This window comes from Prevotella fusca JCM 17724 (genome assembly GCF_001262015.1).
GTDB classification, from domain to species: domain Bacteria; phylum Bacteroidota; class Bacteroidia; order Bacteroidales; family Bacteroidaceae; genus Prevotella; species Prevotella fusca.
Genome location: NZ_CP012074.1, coordinates 43,069 through 59,053, shown reverse-complemented (window position 1 = coordinate 59,053; position 15,985 = coordinate 43,069). Strand labels below are relative to the sequence as shown.

Annotated in this window: 12 protein-coding genes; 7 read left to right on the top strand and 5 right to left on the bottom strand. The window is 46.4% G+C overall.

Features of this window, described 5'->3' with window-relative positions:
• The first annotated feature begins 91 nt into the window (after positions 1 to 91).
• Both pta and ADJ77_RS00240 read left to right on the top strand, forming a co-directional pair.
• Positions 92 to 1,135, top strand: coding sequence for a phosphate acetyltransferase (gene pta, locus ADJ77_RS00245; protein ID WP_025077821.1), 1,044 nt, complete (start codon positions 92 to 94; stop codon positions 1,133 to 1,135).
• Positions 1,136 to 1,253: 118 nt separating this feature from the next.
• Positions 1,254 to 2,459, top strand: a complete 1,206-nt coding sequence (locus tag ADJ77_RS00240) for an acetate kinase (RefSeq protein ID WP_025077820.1) — start codon at positions 1,254 to 1,256, stop codon at positions 2,457 to 2,459.
• An 870-nt stretch (positions 2,460 to 3,329) separates the two neighbouring features.
• Here ADJ77_RS00240 and ADJ77_RS00235 read toward each other — a convergent pair.
• The 4 genes from ADJ77_RS00235 to ADJ77_RS00220 form a co-directional block, all read right to left on the bottom strand.
• Positions 3,330 to 4,094 (bottom strand): UDP-2,3-diacylglucosamine diphosphatase, encoded by a 765-nt coding sequence (locus ADJ77_RS00235; protein WP_025077819.1) that lies wholly within the window; start codon positions 4,092 to 4,094, stop codon positions 3,330 to 3,332.
• Positions 4,095 to 4,272: 178 nt separating this feature from the next.
• Complete coding sequence (locus ADJ77_RS00230; protein WP_025077818.1) at positions 4,273 to 4,593, bottom strand: metal-sulfur cluster assembly factor; 321 nt, start codon at positions 4,591 to 4,593, stop codon at positions 4,273 to 4,275.
• 576 nt (positions 4,594 to 5,169) lie between these two features.
• Positions 5,170 to 5,856: a RadC family protein gene (gene radC / locus ADJ77_RS00225; protein WP_050695901.1), complete on the bottom strand. Its 687-nt coding sequence runs from the start codon at positions 5,854 to 5,856 to the stop codon at positions 5,170 to 5,172.
• Positions 5,857 to 5,978: 122 nt separating this feature from the next.
• Entirely contained in the window at positions 5,979 to 7,019 is a 1,041-nt protein-coding gene (locus tag ADJ77_RS00220; protein ID WP_025077817.1) for a glycosyltransferase, read from the bottom strand.
• A gap of 288 nt (positions 7,020 to 7,307) precedes the next feature.
• On the opposite strand from ADJ77_RS00220, the gene ADJ77_RS00215 reads away from it, so the two are divergent.
• The 4 genes from ADJ77_RS00215 to ADJ77_RS00195 all read left to right on the top strand — a co-directional run bounded on the left by ADJ77_RS00215 (position 7,308) and on the right by ADJ77_RS00195 (position 13,124).
• Positions 7,308 to 8,087 carry a DeoR/GlpR family DNA-binding transcription regulator gene (locus tag ADJ77_RS00215; protein WP_025077816.1) on the top strand — a complete coding sequence of 260 codons (780 nt, stop codon included), beginning with the start codon at positions 7,308 to 7,310 and terminating at the stop codon, positions 8,085 to 8,087.
• 34 nt (positions 8,088 to 8,121) lie between these two features.
• Positions 8,122 to 9,321, top strand: coding sequence for a 1-acyl-sn-glycerol-3-phosphate acyltransferase (locus ADJ77_RS00210; protein ID WP_050695900.1), 1,200 nt, complete (start codon positions 8,122 to 8,124; stop codon positions 9,319 to 9,321).
• 45 nt (positions 9,322 to 9,366) lie between these two features.
• Entirely contained in the window at positions 9,367 to 10,017 is a 651-nt protein-coding gene (locus tag ADJ77_RS00205) for a NigD1/NigD2 family lipoprotein (protein ID WP_050695899.1), read from the top strand.
• Positions 10,018 to 10,568: 551 nt separating this feature from the next.
• Positions 10,569 to 13,124 (top strand): thiol protease/hemagglutinin PrtT, encoded by a 2,556-nt coding sequence (locus ADJ77_RS00195; RefSeq protein ID WP_244148542.1) that lies wholly within the window; start codon positions 10,569 to 10,571, stop codon positions 13,122 to 13,124.
• 474 nt (positions 13,125 to 13,598) lie between these two features.
• On the opposite strand, the gene kbl is transcribed toward ADJ77_RS00195, so the two are convergent.
• Positions 13,599 to 14,786, bottom strand: coding sequence for a glycine C-acetyltransferase (gene kbl / locus ADJ77_RS00190; protein ID WP_050695897.1), 1,188 nt, complete (start codon positions 14,784 to 14,786; stop codon positions 13,599 to 13,601).
• A gap of 179 nt (positions 14,787 to 14,965) precedes the next feature.
• Between kbl and ADJ77_RS00185 the strand changes: the two genes are divergently transcribed.
• Positions 14,966 to 15,919 (top strand): NAD-dependent epimerase/dehydratase family protein, encoded by a 954-nt coding sequence (locus ADJ77_RS00185; protein WP_050695896.1) that lies wholly within the window; start codon positions 14,966 to 14,968, stop codon positions 15,917 to 15,919.
• The last annotated feature ends 66 nt before the right edge of the window (positions 15,920 to 15,985 follow it).

Here is a 15,985-nt window from a genome sequence, read left to right as displayed (position 1 = left end):
AAACAATAATTATGTTTGGAATTACAACTTTAATTTGCTATCTTTGCATAGCAAAACCGAATTTATAATTATTACATTTTAAAAGACATATATGAACTTATTAGAGCAAATCGTTGCACGTGCAAAAGCCGACAAGCAGCGTATCGTGCTCCCCGAGGCAGAAGAGGAGCGTACCCTGAGGGCAGCTGACAGAGTGTTGGCTGATGACATCGCCAATCTGATCCTCATTGGAAACCCAGCCAACATCCATAAGCTCGCCGAAGAATGGGGGCTTAAGAACATTGACAAGGCTACCATTGTTGACCCGGAGAATAACCCAAAGAGTGAGGAATATGCCGAGAAACTGGCAGAATTGCGCCAGAAGAAGGGTATGACCTTAGAGCAGGCTCGTGAACTGGTTACCAAGAACAACCTTTATCTCGGCTGTATGATAATCAAGACTGACGGTGCTGACGGACAGATTTCCGGCGCACTCTCCACCACGGGCGACACACTCCGTCCTGCCTTGCAGATTATCAAGTGTGCGCCAGGTATCAGCTGCGTGAGTGGTGCAATGCTGATTCTTACACACGAGGAGCAGTATGGTGAGAACGGCATTGTCGTCATGGGCGACGTTGCTGTTACCCCTAACCCTACTGCTGACCAGTTGGCACAGATTGCTTACACCACTGCTGAGACCGCAAAAAGCGTTGCCGGCTTCCAGAACCCACACGTTGCCATGCTGAGCTTCTCAACCAAGGGCTCTGCACAGGACGCAAAGGACCGTGAAACCGGCAAGAGTGTTTACATCATTGACAAGATTGTCGAGGCTACAAAGATTGCCAAGGAGAAGTTCCCTGAGCTGAAGGTTGACGGCGAATTGCAGGCTGATGCCGCACTTGTCCCAGCTGTTGCAGCCAAGAAGGCACCAGATTCTGACATTGCAGGTAAGGCGAACGTGCTTGTTGTTCCTAACCTTGAGGTGGGCAACATCGGCTATAAGCTGATTGAACGACTCGGTGGCGCAAAGGCTATCGGTCCTATCCTTCAGGGTATTGCACGTCCTGTCAACGACCTCTCCCGCGGCTGCTGTGTTGATGATATCTATTATATGGTAGCCATCACAGCGTGCCAGGCACAGGATGCTAAGAGATAATTGTAGAATTAGGAATGATGGTTTAGGAGTTCAGACTCCGTCTTAGGATTTATCAATGACAAACAAGACCTCTGATTAAGTAACGCCTACAACATCATTCTAAATAATAATTCTTTATATGAAGATATTAGTTTTAAACTGCGGTAGCAGTTCCATTAAGTACAAGTTGTACGACATGGCTGATGAGTCAGTACTGGCTCAGGGTGGTGTTGAGCGCATCGGACTCGATGAGGCTTTCATCAAGGTTAAACTGGATAATGGTGAGAAGAAGCAGATCATGGCTGACCTTCCAACCCACAAGGAGGGTGTGGCACTCGTTTTCAAGGTACTCCTCGACCCGGAGATCGGTGCTCTGAAGAATCTTGACGAGATCGATGCTGTCGGTCATCGTGTCGTACAGGGTGGCGACCTCTTTGAGAAGAGCTGCATCGTGACCAAGGAAGTGGAAGACGGAATCGAGAGTCTTATCGACCTTGCACCTGTTCACAACGCCGGTCACCTGCGTGGTCTGCGTGCTGTTGACGCACTGATGCCTGATACTCCACAGGTAACAGTATTCGACAATGCCTTCCACAGCACAATGCCTGACTATGCTTACCTCTATGCGGTTCCATACGATTTCTACAAGAAGTACCACGTACGCCGCTATGGCTTCCATGGAACGAGCCACCGTTACGTGTCACACCGTGTCTGTGAGATGCTTGGCGTCGACATCAAGACACAGAAAATCATCACTTGCCACATTGGTAACGGTGCCTCAATCGCTGCCATCAAGGGCGGTAAGGTTATCGACACCTCAATGGGTCTGACTCCGTTGGCTGGTTTGATGATGGGCTCACGCTCTGGCGACATCGACCCATCAGCAGTTACTTACCTGATGGATAAGCTCGGAAAGAAGCCACAGGAGATGGCTGACTTCCTGAACAAGGAGAGCGGTGTGCTGGGTATTACCGGTATCAGTTCGGACATGCGTGACATCGAGAATGCAGACAATGCTGGCGACAAGATGGCGCATCTTGCATTACAGATGTACACCTATCGCATCAAGAAGTACATTGGTGCTTATGCTGCGGCGATGAACGGTGTCGACATCATCGTATGGACTGCCGGTGTCGGCGAGAACCAGACTGGTCTTCGTTGGGATGCCTGCCAGGACATGGAGTATCTTGGTATCAAACTTGATAAGGAACGTAACATGTGCCGTGGTGAAGAGAAAATCCTCTCTGCTGATGACTCAAAGGTAAAGGTTGTGCTTGTTCCTACTGACGAGGAAATCGTCATCGCACGTGATACACAGGAGCTTGTAAAGGAGCTGAAGAAGTAAAAGTCTGAAGCATTTACGGGAAGTACATAAGCAGATTATACGTACCTGTAAGTGCACTCAAACAGGATTCTATACGAGAAAACGGGGGATTGTGACCTGACTTAACAGGGTTACAGTCCCCCTTTTTCATTCCATCCACAGAAAGATGAAGAAGAACTGTTGCTGACTGCCCAATATCAGTTACCAAATCCTACACCGATCATGTCAAGATAATTCACAAAGGGAAAACCAACTGATGCCTAACAGCGTCCCAACTAAGCACTAATTGACATCCAAAAAGGCGTTAATTGAAGTCTAACTAAGGCTTAATTGAAGTCCTATTAAGCACCTGTTATTTACACGACGCTATAACCCGCTGTTTAACTTCGTGTTACAAAGACTCCTGTAAACCTATCCCGATACTGTTTCCAAGGCAGGGTTAACTGCAAATTATGTAAGGATGATTCACAAGCATCAACACGAGCTTACGCCTATCCATCCTGCTTGGGAAAGAGGATGAGGAATCATCAGTATACTAAACCAGTATTGCTTTCACAACACATAACCTCCTATCAGGTTCTTCAAACACCTGCAATGACTAAGATATGCACAAAAACGCGAAAGGTAGTTGTCTCACGACAACCACCTTTCTTTTGACTAAACTTAATCTACAAACCTGAGTTTTAATTTTATATTATGAATGTCTTATGTCTCGTTGAAAGTTTGAAACCTTTGATGTCTTCTCTCGGTAATGAACTGTCAGTCAATCCTCTTAAAGACAATGCAAAGTTACACTTTTGTTTCGTAACCTCCAAATTCTTTTGCGTAATTTTGCTTTTCGTACTTAAAAAGTTGGTTTTTGTCTTTGCAGATAGGATTTTTTTACGTTTGTTAAGGCTTACTTTCACCTTCGACATACTCCTCAAGGAACATGTGTTCACCATCAAAAACAGCATAAGTAAACTGCCATATCCAATCACCGAGAATCAACAGGCGGGCTTTCCGCGACAAGGTAAGGTCGAGTTCTATATGACGATGACCATAGATAAAGTAATCAATGTCCTTATGTGTGCGCATGTATTCCTTCGTATAGCGCACGAGATACTCCTTGTCCTCGCCCATATAGGGTGCTTCCTTACCATCAGCACGTTTGAGCCTGCTCTTTTTAGCCCAGTTCATACCTAACTTCATTCCCCACCAAGGGTGGAAGAAGTTGAGCAGCCGCTGGCAGCCACGGTTATGGAACACCTTGCGGAGGAACCTGAACATAGGGTCAGGGTCGCCCAACCCGTCACCATGAGCAAGATAGAACACCTTATCATATATCTCAGTAGAGATAGGTTTACGATGGAGAATAACACCACATTCCTTTTCCAGATAGCCGTAAGTCCAAAGGTCATGGTTTCCTGTAAAGAAATGAACCTCCACACCCATATCGGTCAGCTCTGATATCTTGCCGAGGAAACGGGTAAAACCTTTGGGAACAACATACTTATATTCATTCCAGAAATCGAACATATCGCCAAGCAGATAGACTGCTGCAGCCTTGTTCTTAATGCTGTCCAGGAAGCGGACAAGGCGGCGTTCGTGTGTGCGCCGGTGCTCTATGGCAAGCGAACCGAGGTGCGCATCGGAAAGGAAATATATATTCTTCATGTCACTGGGTGGTAAATGATGGGTGATGGGTGGTGAATGACGGGTGGTGAGGTGAGGGCAGACTGCGGGTTAGCAGTGGGATGATTCTGTTCTGCGTTCTAAGACAAATGCCTCAGAAGTAGCGACTGAACAACAGAGAAAAGGATACCCTATCCTAACGAAGAGGAACCGGGCAGGCTTAATCGAATCCCAGTTCTACACGCGCTTCTTCAGACATCATACTCTGATCCCATGTAGGCTCAAAAACGAGGTTGATGTTTGCAGTCTTGATACCTTCCACGCTTTCCACCTTTGTGCGTACATCCTCGAGGATGAAGTCGGCAGCCGGACAAGCCGGAGACGTGAAAGTCATATCCATGTCAAGGTTGCCATCACCATCAACGTCAATCTTGTAAATCATACCAAGGTCATAGATATTCACTGGTATTTCGGGATCGTAGACGGTCTTCAAAACGTCAACGATTCTTTCTTCTATCTTTGTTTTTTCTTCTTGTGTCATAATTAGTGATTCTTTGTAATTGAACTCTTTTTCATCGAAGACAGGGCTTACAGGCACAAGGAAAGTTTCATTTCAGATTGCCGAATGCAGCCTATCTTCTGCAAAGATGGTGCAAATGAGCGCAATGAAAACTTGTTTTCAGATTGCCGAATGCAGCCTATCTTCTGCAAAGATAGCACAAATGAGCGCAATGAAAACTTGTTTTCAGATTGCCGAATGCAGCCTATCTTCTGCAAAGATAGCAATTTAAAACAAGAATCACAATAAATCAATGCGGAAAGGTTACGACTTGTAGGAGTTTTACACAAAGAGACACGCTTCAAACAACTGTAGAACTACCGCACAGCACGCATCACCTACTGGTGACATACGACTCTTTCATGGAGTCTGGAACCAATGGAAAAGGGGCAGAAAACCGACAACAGCCCTCATACAAGACAACAGCCCTCATACAAATGGTAATTCCCGAATTATTTTCATGAAAAAAAATAATTTTGTTCATGAAGATAAATATTTCTTTTCATGAAAATAAATATTTATCATCGGGATAATAATTGCCGCAGGATGGTTCCCATGCTATAATTTTCCTTCCTCCCGATAGGAAAAGAATCCGCCATCAGTGAGAATGACATGGTCTGCAAAGTGAATATTAAGCAGTTCGCAGGCTTTATGAATACGTAACGTAAGCTGGTTGTCCTCACGACTCGGGCTTGTACTCCCACTGGGATGATTGTGGCAGAAAGCCAAGATGGTGGTATTCTTCAGCAATGCTTCCTTCATCATGAGACGTATGTCAATGGGAGCCATCGTAAGTCCTCCGATTGAGATACGCTTGGCTTCGATAAGTCTGTAGTTCTGTTTCATCATGAGTATCCAGCCCTCCTCAATGTCAAGGTCCTGTATCGCCGTGTGCATGAAATGGTAAACCTTTTCGGCAGTATTGAGCAACGGTGCTTCTTCCACTGTCGCCTTCTGTCGTCTTTTCCCCAGCTCGCAGGCAGCAAGGATGGTAATTGCCTTGGCAGGACCAATCCCCTTGTACTGTTCCAGGTCACGAAGAGAGAGTTTTCCGAGCGTATTCAGATTGTTGTTATAGTCGTTGAGAATACGCTTCATCAGGTCAACGGCACTCTCATCCGTTGTGCCTGAACCAATCAGAATGGCAAGCAGTTCGGCATCACTGAGCGCATCTGCCCCCAGTCGTTCGAGCTTTTCACGTGGGCGGTCGGCTTCTGCCCAGTGATTGATAGATAGTTTTTCCATAGTCTTAAAACAGCCCTTCCTACTGCTCCTGCCCCGAAGGACGGGGAGTGGTTAGCACTGTTGTTTGTAAATTTGGGTATAGATTGCGTGTTGCAGATGGTACTTGAATTACGAATTCTGAATTACTTGTAAAAGTTCTTTTCGTACGCAGCAAACTCGTCCTTGCCACACACGCAGCGTTTCCACCATGCCGAGATGAATCCACAGCCATATCCGGTGAGCTGGATGAAGGCTGCACGGATGCTGAGAAGTCCTATCTTCACACTGTTGTTCTGACGGGTTGAGTCTATACAGATGACTGTGCTGTAAAGCAACAAGGGCAGCAAGCCAAGCAGAAGGAGGATGCAACCGACAGATTTTGTTGAAGAGAAACAGAACATGATGATGCCGCAAAGAACCATCAGGTTGAGGAAGATTGTCCCTACAGTAAACACCATCGGCAGCAGGTGGACAAGTTTCAGTGATTCGGGATACTTCTTGTAGAGGTTAATCCGGGCTATACCGGAGTTATACACCTGCCGCCAGAACTTGCGGAAGTCAGTGCGACGCTTGTGCCAAACCCATGCATCGGGGAACAGACGACAGCGTTTTCCTGCCTTGAAGATACGGATGGAGAAATCAATATCTTCACCGAAGCGCATCTTGGAGAAACCTCCTAACTCCTGATAAACGTCACGACGGATGCCCATATTGAACGAACGGGGATAGAACTTGTCGAGTTTCTTCTTTCCACCACGTATTCCGCCGGTAGTGAAGAATGATGTCATCGAGTATGAAATGGCCTTCTGCGTGTCAGTGAAGGAGTCGTGTGCGCAGTCAGGACCACCGAAAGCGTCAGCAGGTTCACGTTCCAGCTCTTCGCTGACAGCATGGAGATAGCCGTTCGGAAGTACAACATCGGAATCAAGGATGAGCAGGTACTCGCCCTTTGCACGCTCAGCACCATAGTTACGGCTCTGCCCCGGACCTGAGTTTTCCTTGCAGTAATAATGCAGGTCGAGCCTGTCGGCATACTTGTTGCACACCTCCTTACACGGAACCTGTGAGCCATCTTCAACGATAATGACCTCAAAATCCTTTTCTTCCTGCCCAAGCAGGCTCTCCAACAGTTCATCAACCTCATCCGGACGGTTGAATACGGGAACAATGACACTGTACTTCATAATGTTGCAAAGATAACACTTTGTTCGTGAATGACAAGTAAATTGACGGATTATTCTCCTAAAATAACAGTCTTTTCCCTATCGCCTTGTACAAGTCGGAACGGCACACAACACATCAAACAACAAGAAGAGACGACACAGACAGCTGTAAACAATTGTTAATCTTCTGTTAAACGACGCCTTCACCTTTACCCATTGATTTATTTTAACTATATTTGTACAAAACTATTCTAATATGGTAAGGCATGACAAATGTCAGCTGAAAGTTACCGAAAACCTACGTTGATTATGACAAAAGAAGATAGGCAGAATGCTATTCTCGACCAACTTCTGGCACAGGAGTCTGTATTGGTTTCCGATCTGGCAACCTCTTTGGACGTGTCGTTGGTAACCATACGAAAGGACCTGACTGAACTTGAGAAGGCGGGAAAGCTGTATCGAAGCCATGGGAAAGCAATTCTTATCAATCCATTCACCAACAACCGCTCTGTAAACGAGAAGGAAAAGCTGAATGCCGAAGAGAAACAACTCATCGGCGCAGAGGCTGTAAAGCTGCTTGTGAAAGATGACTCCATCATCCTTGCTTCGGGAACAACGATTCATGCGCTGGCTTGTAACATCCAGTCGGAAGGCAGACTGACGGTTGTTTCAGCAAGTCTGCAGGCTACGATGACGTTGGCAGGAAATGACAACATTGACATTATCCAGCTTGGAGGAATGGTCCGTCACAGCAGTGTGTCGGTAATCGGACAATACAGCATGGAGATTCTTCGTGGCTGTTCGTTCACAAAACTATTCCTTGGAGTGGACGGCATCGACCTTGACTTCGGTATCTCAACGACCGATATACGGGAAGCAGAACTGAACAGAAGCATGATGCAGGCAGCACAGAAGATCGTCGTACTGGCTGACTCAAGCAAGTTCGGACGCCGTGGCTTTGCCAAAATCAGCGGACTGGAGGATGTTGACATCATCATAACCGACTCAAAAATACCGCAGTCAGTGGTAAAGAAGATTGAGGAAATGGGAATAGAACTGATTATTGCAGGCTCTGTCGGCGTGCAATAAATACATAAACAGAAACAAATTAATTATTACGATTATGAAAATACCATCAGAGTTTGATCCTATCCGTCCGTTCGAGCCGGAAGAATTACCGGCAGTCTATGACCGGATTCTTGCTGACAAGCAGTTCCAGAAGGTGCTGGCTTACCTCTACCCTGATGTCCCTACAGAGGCTCTGGCAAAGAAGATGCATGCCTGCAAGACAAACCTTGACTTCCAGAAAGCATTCTGCTATCCTTTCCTCCAGCGTCTTGTCATCGAGCAGAGCTTAGGCTGTAGCATAGATGCGGTGAACATCAACACGCAGAAGCGTTACACCTTTGTCAGCAATCATCGTGACATCGTACTCGATTCTGCGTTCCTCGACAAGCTGCTCATTGATGTTGGCTTCGCAACAACCTGCGAGATTGCCATCGGCGACAACCTCCTTTCACAGGACTGGGTACGTGACCTTGTGCGCATCAACAAGTCGTTCACCGTGGAGCGTGCCCTCCATTCAGTCGAGATGCTGCGTGCCAGCAAGCGCATGTCAGAGTACATTCACTTTGCCATTGCCGAGAAGAATGAGAACGTGTGGATTGCCCAGCGACAGGGAAGAGCCAAGAACTCGAACGACCTCACACAGGCAGCCATCCTGAAGATGATGGCTATGGGTGGCGAAGGCTCTATCATTGAGCGTCTGAAACAGCTGCACATCGTTCCGCTGGCAATATCATACGAGTATGACCCGTGCGATTACCTCAAGGCACGTGAGTATCAGCTGCGCCGTGATGTACCTTACTGGAAGAAGACAGCCGAGGACGACCTCGAGAGTATGCTGGTCGGTATCAAGGGCTACAAGGGGCATATCTTCTACAAGTGTGCGCCCTGCATTGACGAATGGCTTGACACCGTAGACGAGAACCTGCCGAAAAACAAGCTCTTCGATGCCATTGCAGCACATATCGATCACGAAATCCATTGCAACTACAAGCTCTATCCTGTCAATTACGTGGCATTGGATATGATTCAGGACACACGTGTCTATGAGGAGTATTATACGCCAGAAGACTACCAGGACTTCGAGACTTATCTTGAAGGTCAGATTGAGAAGATCAACATTGAGAACCGTGACGACAAGTTCCTGCGCACATGCCTGCTGACACAGTATGCTTATCCTGCAAAGAATTACATTGCTGCGTCATCCGAGAACGGACGTTTTAAATCATTGCTGAACCGTCTTACCTTTAAGAAGTAACGCCCTGTGGACGGTATCAGCAAAAGGATTTCCTGGATATTGACTATGGTAACGGCTGCCGTGTCGTTACTCATAGTCAGTGCTTGTGAGCATGATTTCTACGAGACAGGCGACAGCGGACTGTCCTATCTGCATACTGACTTCGTCGAGGCAAGGACAAACACGTTGTCAGCTTTTGTTTCGGCAAGCACTGACGATGGTATCCAGCTGACCCTGCAACCAGCATTGAAAGAAAAGTGGGCTACGAAGGGCGACACCACTTACCGTGCCTTGCTATATTATAATAAGGTGGAAAACGGTGTAACAGAGCCTGTCGCCATCCGCCCCGTTGCGGTCTTGCCTTTACGCCTGGCACTCAACACGCCTGTCGTCCATAACGACCCTGTCGGATTTGAAAGTGCATGGATGAGCAAGAACGGCAGTTATCTGAACCTTGGACTTATCTTGAAGACAGGGAAGAAAGAAGGCAAACAGCCTGTCCAGTCAGTAGCTGTAGTCTGCGATTCCATAAAGCTGCAGCCATCTGGCGGTCGTATGTTCTATCTCCGTCTGCACCATCATCAGAACGGAGTCCCCGAATATTACAGTTCACGTGTCTTTGCAAGCATTCCGTTAGCGGGATTCAAGAAACCGGATTCCATCACGCTGGACATCAATACCTACAAGGGGAAAATAAGAAAATACTTTGCATACTGATTCTGCGGCCAGGATTCCGGCAATATCAATGCCTTAGAGCCTGTCATATATTACAGAAAAAGAACGGCATAAACTATAACAAATATAGGGACACACGGCTTATACGCCTGCAAACAGCACTTGCTGTCGGGTATATAAGCCGTGTGTCCCTACTTTGTTTATTAGCCTCTCTGTTGCAGAAAGCGGGTGTCTCCGAATTCTTTTCATGAAGAAAAACATTTTTTTTCATGAAGAAAAATATTTCTTTTCGTGAAAATAAATATTTCCTGTCATGAAAAGAATTCCGACAACATGCTTTTCCACATTATTAACGACAGCATCCAGCTTTGGAAAAGACACCTTACCGTGCTGCTGCTAACGCTTGGTTACGTTACAGACGAACATCTGAGAGAATTTGACGGATTCGTCATTCTAACGCCTGTTTATACAGAAAAATGAAAAAAATAATGTAACTTTGCACTCAATAATTTATTTAGTATAAACCTGACATGATAAAATCATTATTTCATTTTAAATTCAAAAGAACTGTATTCTCGGTACACAACCGTATATTGCAAAGAGGTTTTCTCGTTCTTTCCCTCCTGTGTTTCGTATCAGCAAACTATGCTGACAATGTCGATTTCAAGACTGCCTTGCGTATTGCAAGACAATATGTAAAGGTAAGCCAGAAGGCTGTCAAAGGCATGAGAACACGCTTGGCAGCAACCACACAGCAACCTTATTACGTCTTCAATGATGCAGCCGGAAAGGGCTTCGTTGTTGTTGCTGGAGACGACAAGATGGGTGAGGTTCTTGCTTATAGCAATGAATCATCCATTGACATGACAAACCTCAATCCCGAAGCACGATATCTCTTCGACTCCTATCGTCAGGTTTATGCAGAGCTGGGGAAAAACAAGAGCCTTACCACACGTGCCAAAGCTGCTAAGACTGAAGGCGATCATGTGGAACCGTTAGTGAAAACCAAGTGGGGACAGGACTACCCTTACAGCAAGAAGACACATTACGTAACGGGTTGTGTGGCTACAGCTGTGGCGCAAGTGATGTACTTCCACAAGTGGCCGGCACAGGGAAAGGGTCAGGTAAGCTACAAAGTGAACTTTAACAACACCACCCGCTCAGCGGATTTCACAAAATCGCATTACGACTGGGCTAACATGCTGACCGATTATAAACGTGTGGGCGTTACGCCACAGCAGGAAGATGCCGTGGCATTGTTGATGAATGATGTGGGCATTGCAACAGAGATGCAGTACACTGACAGGGCAAGCGGTACGCAGAACTATATGGCTGAACGGGCATTGCGCAATCACTTCGACTATGATGCAGCAATGATAACCAGGGCAAACGAGGGGGTTACCAACTTTATCGAGATTGTAAAAAAAGAAATCCGCAACGGTTTCCCACTCTACATATCAGGTGATTCACAAAACGGAGCTGGTCATGCGTGGGTTTGCGACGGTTTCGACAGAAACGACAACTTCCACATGAACTTCGGTTGGAACGGGCAGGCAGACGGCTACTACTCGCTTGCAGCCTTGAACCTCACTTCTACCGGCAGTGAGTTTAACGGTGCACAGCACAGCTTCAACCGCAGACTTATCGTCATTGCCGCACACCCAAACAAGCCAGGCACACCTAAGATTGATACAGACATCGCCTACAACTCGCCCAATATCACTTTTAAATACGGAAGTGACATGGCGTTCGTAGGGGACGCCCCAACCACCTTGTCTGCCAATACAAAGGTAATGTATTCAGGATTCACCAACCAAAGCAACAGCGACTTTGTAGGCGACATCGGTTTGGGTATCTATAACCAAGAGGGCAACTTGATAAAGGAAATTCCTTATGGGCAGAACGGCAGGGACATCTTTACCAAGACTCGTTTCATATACTCTGATGGGAAGATGGTTTCGGGAGCTGTAATAGATGAGGAAATGACCTTTACACTTGACCTCACAGCACTGACAAACGGAACATACTCACTCTACCCTATTGCTGCCCGATCACAGGAGAACGGTGCCTTGGGTGCATGGGCTCGGATGAAAAAGGCACCACGTGTCGTAATGAAGGTTGAAAACGGAAAGATAAGTTACTTAGAGTTGCCTTCAAAGACTCCAAGTTACCAGCTCGCTGCCGACCCTGAATTTGACAGCAAACTGTTATCCGGCGAAAACAATTACATCCGCCTGCACATCCGCAAACTGGATGCTAATTTCTTCAACGGAATCGTAAAGACAGAACTGATTGACAGTGAAAATAAAGTTGTATATACGTCACAGACGAAAGAGGCAGTGGACTTTGATGTCTATGCTACGACACGAGTAAGAATGCCGTTCAATCTTCCCTATGGCATTGCTGCAGGTGAATACCGCCTGCGCACAACCATCACCAACGCAGACAACCAGACCTGTCAGGTGCGCGACAGAGCTTTACAGGAGCCTTACAAGGTTACGGTTGAGGATGGAACGAAGCCGGAAACCTTTGCTAATATACGTATTTTCGTACAGGACAACAGTGAGAACAGCATACCAAGCGAAGGGATAAACATAGCGACAAGCCCTACTTTCAGAATCAACTGCATGGCTTTTCTTGGAAAGAACGCCCACTACAAAGGTAGCCTGATGCTGTATCTGATTGACACACAGACAGAGGTATCTATCCCTGTAATGAAGAAACCGTTACAGGTAGATCTCACCAATGCTGGCTCAATGACAATGATACAAAGCGACTGGATTGACCCCAAGGTTGAGCAACTCATCAACAACCGCCGCTACCGGGTGGCATTGATAGGTGTGGAAGATGGCAGAAACGTTGATTTAATACCAGCTTCAACCAAGCCGACATTCATTTCCATCACTAACAATGGTGTGACGAACGGGATTGATGCAACCCGCTTTAAGGGTATAATGCAATTCTCTGACGGACATCTTACAGTACAGCAGCAAGGCTTGAAGCGCGTGGAAGTATATGGTATGAATGGTGTTTTGGTGGCAAGCGGTACAGCGGATTTTGCCGACCGTATAACATTCTCCCTCCCTAAAGGAACCTACATGGTACGCATAACGACACAGGATGACCGTTATACAAGTGTCATCCGATAAGAAACTTTATAACAACAACGAGGGTGTGCCAAGACTGGCACACCCTCGTTTTATGCACACAACCCTGGTCTGGACAAGCCAGAGCTGTGTCGTATCCACCGTTTCCTATCGCTTGATCCGCCATACTTCTCGGATTACCTGCATACAATAACATTCGCAAACTACACCTTTCCTGAATTATCTGAATGGCGATAATTATTCATCTGCATGCTGATAAAATATTATCTATGCATTGATAAACATTTATCAGTATTCAGATAATTTTAATAAAGCATAGTTAAAGGATGCAGGCTGCCACCTATGAAAGACCATAAAACGGGGAAAAGACTTGTTATCCATACTTACAGCAGGCCTGAAGTGAGGCAAAGGACAAGCAAAAGGCTGGACTCCGATTTCGGAATCCAGCCTTGGATTTATGTCAGTAAAAGCCTGCTGCACGCTATAACTACCGTGCCTGCCAGTGCTTACATCATTCTATTTCAGCACACCAAGTTCTTTACCAATCTTGATGAAAGCAGCAATACACTTGTCGAGCTGCTCACGGTTGTGACCTGCTGAAAGCTGGACACGGATACGAGCTTCACCCTTTGGAACAACAGGATAATAGAAACCAGTCACATAGATACCCTCATCAAGGAGCTTGGCAGCATATACCTGTGACAGCTTGGCATCATAGAGCATTACAGCACAGATGGCACTCTGGGTTGGTTTGATGTCAAAGCCAGCAGCCATCATCTTGTCACGGAAGTAGTTAACGTTCTCAACAAGCCTGTCGTGGAGTTCGTTGTTCTCCTTCAACATCTTGAAAACCTCAAGACTGGCACCGATAATGCAAGGTGCAAGTGAGTTGGAGAAGAGGTAAGGACGGCTGCGCTGACGGAGCATGTCGATAATCTCCTTGCGACCAGTAGTAAAGCCACCGAGTGCACCACCGAATGCCTTACCGAGCGTACCGGTATAGATATCTACACGACCGTATGTCTTGCAGAGTTCGCTTACACCATGACCAGTAGCACCAACGACACCGGCAGAGTGTGATTCATCTACCATAACAAGAGCATCATACTTCTCTGCGAGGTCACAAATCTTGTCAATAGGAGCCACATTCCCATCCATTGAGAACACACCATCAGTAACGATGATGCGGAAACGCTGTTCCTGCGCTTCCTTCAGGCAACGCTCAAGGTCTGCCATGTCAGCATTGGCATAGCGATAACGCTTAGCCTTGCAAAGGCGTACACCGTCAATGATAGAGGCGTGGTTCAGAGAGTCAGAGATAATAGCATCCTGATCGGTGAACAATGGTTCAAAGACTCCGCCGTTAGCATCGAAGCAGGCTGCATACAGAATGGTGTCTTCCGTCTGGAAATACTCCGAGATAGCTGCTTCAAGCTCCTTGTGGCTGTCCTGTGTTCCACAGATAAAACGCACAGAGGACATACCGAATCCCCGCTTGTCCATCATCTTCTTGGCACCTTCAATCAGACGTGGGTGATTGGAAAGACCAAGATAGTTGTTGGCACAGAAGTTCAGTACTTCCTTGCCTTTAACTTCAATTGCTGCACTCTGAGGACTTTCAATGATTCTTTCCTCTTTGTAAAGTCCTGCATCCTTAATCTCTGCAAGCGTATTGCAGAGATGTTCTTTCATCTTACCATACATAACATTAGATTTTTATTTACTGAGGACAAAGTAAGTTATAAAAAATGAGAAAAAGAACGATAAGCAGTTTTTTTTTGCCCAAGAGGTCAAAAATTTAATAATTTTAATACGTATTAGTGGATTATCAACAAAAAAAATATTTACTTTGCAGTCTGTTACATATTAGCTTAACGATATTTATGAAAAATGTTTTGGTCATAGGCTCTACAGGGCAGATAGGCTCTGAGCTTACCAGAGAACTGAGAAAACGTTATGGAAACGACAGCATCGTTGCTGGCTACATCAAGGGAGCTGAACCTAAAGGCGAACTGAAAGAGGCTGGTCCGTCAGCGGAAGCCGATGTTACTAACCCAGAGATGATTGCCGAAGTTGTAAAGAAACACAACATTGACACCATCTACAACCTTGCAGCCCTGCTGTCAGTAGTGGCAGAAAAGAAGCCGCAGCTGGCATGGAAGATCGGCATTGACGGTCTTTGGAACATCCTGGAAGTGGCACGAGAGAACAACTGTGCCGTTTTCACTCCGAGCTCCATCGGCTCTTTCGGCCTGAGCACACCGCACACAAAGACACCACAGGACACTGTTCAGCGTCCCGGCACAATCTATGGTGTATCAAAGGTAACGACCGAGCTGCTCAGCGACTACTATTTCAAGAAGTACGGTGTTGACACCCGTTCAGTACGTTTCCCGGGACTTATTTCCTACGTAACACCTCCGGGTGGCGGTACCACAGACTATGCGGTTGACATCTATTACTCAGCAGTCCGTGGAGAGAAGTTCGTGTGTCCTATCAAGAAAGGAACACTGATGGACATGATGTATATGCCGGATGGTCTGCACGCAGCTATCTCGTTGATGGAGGCAGACCCTACACGTCTGGTTCATCGCAATGGTTTCAACATTGCTTCCATGAGCTTCGACCCGGAAGAAATATTCAATGCCATCAAGCGTCACAAGCCTGACTTTGAGATGGAATACAACGTTGACCCGCTCAAACAGAGCATTGCTGACAGCTGGCCGGACAGTCTTGACGACAGTTGCGCACGTGCTGAATGGGACTGGATGCCGCAGTATGACCTCGATGCCATGACTGTTGACATGCTGAAGAACCTTGAGGCTAAGCTGAAGTAAGCATTAGAAAGGTTTGACAAGGCAGGACTGACAGCACTTCTACAGGGAAGCATGGACTTTCTATGA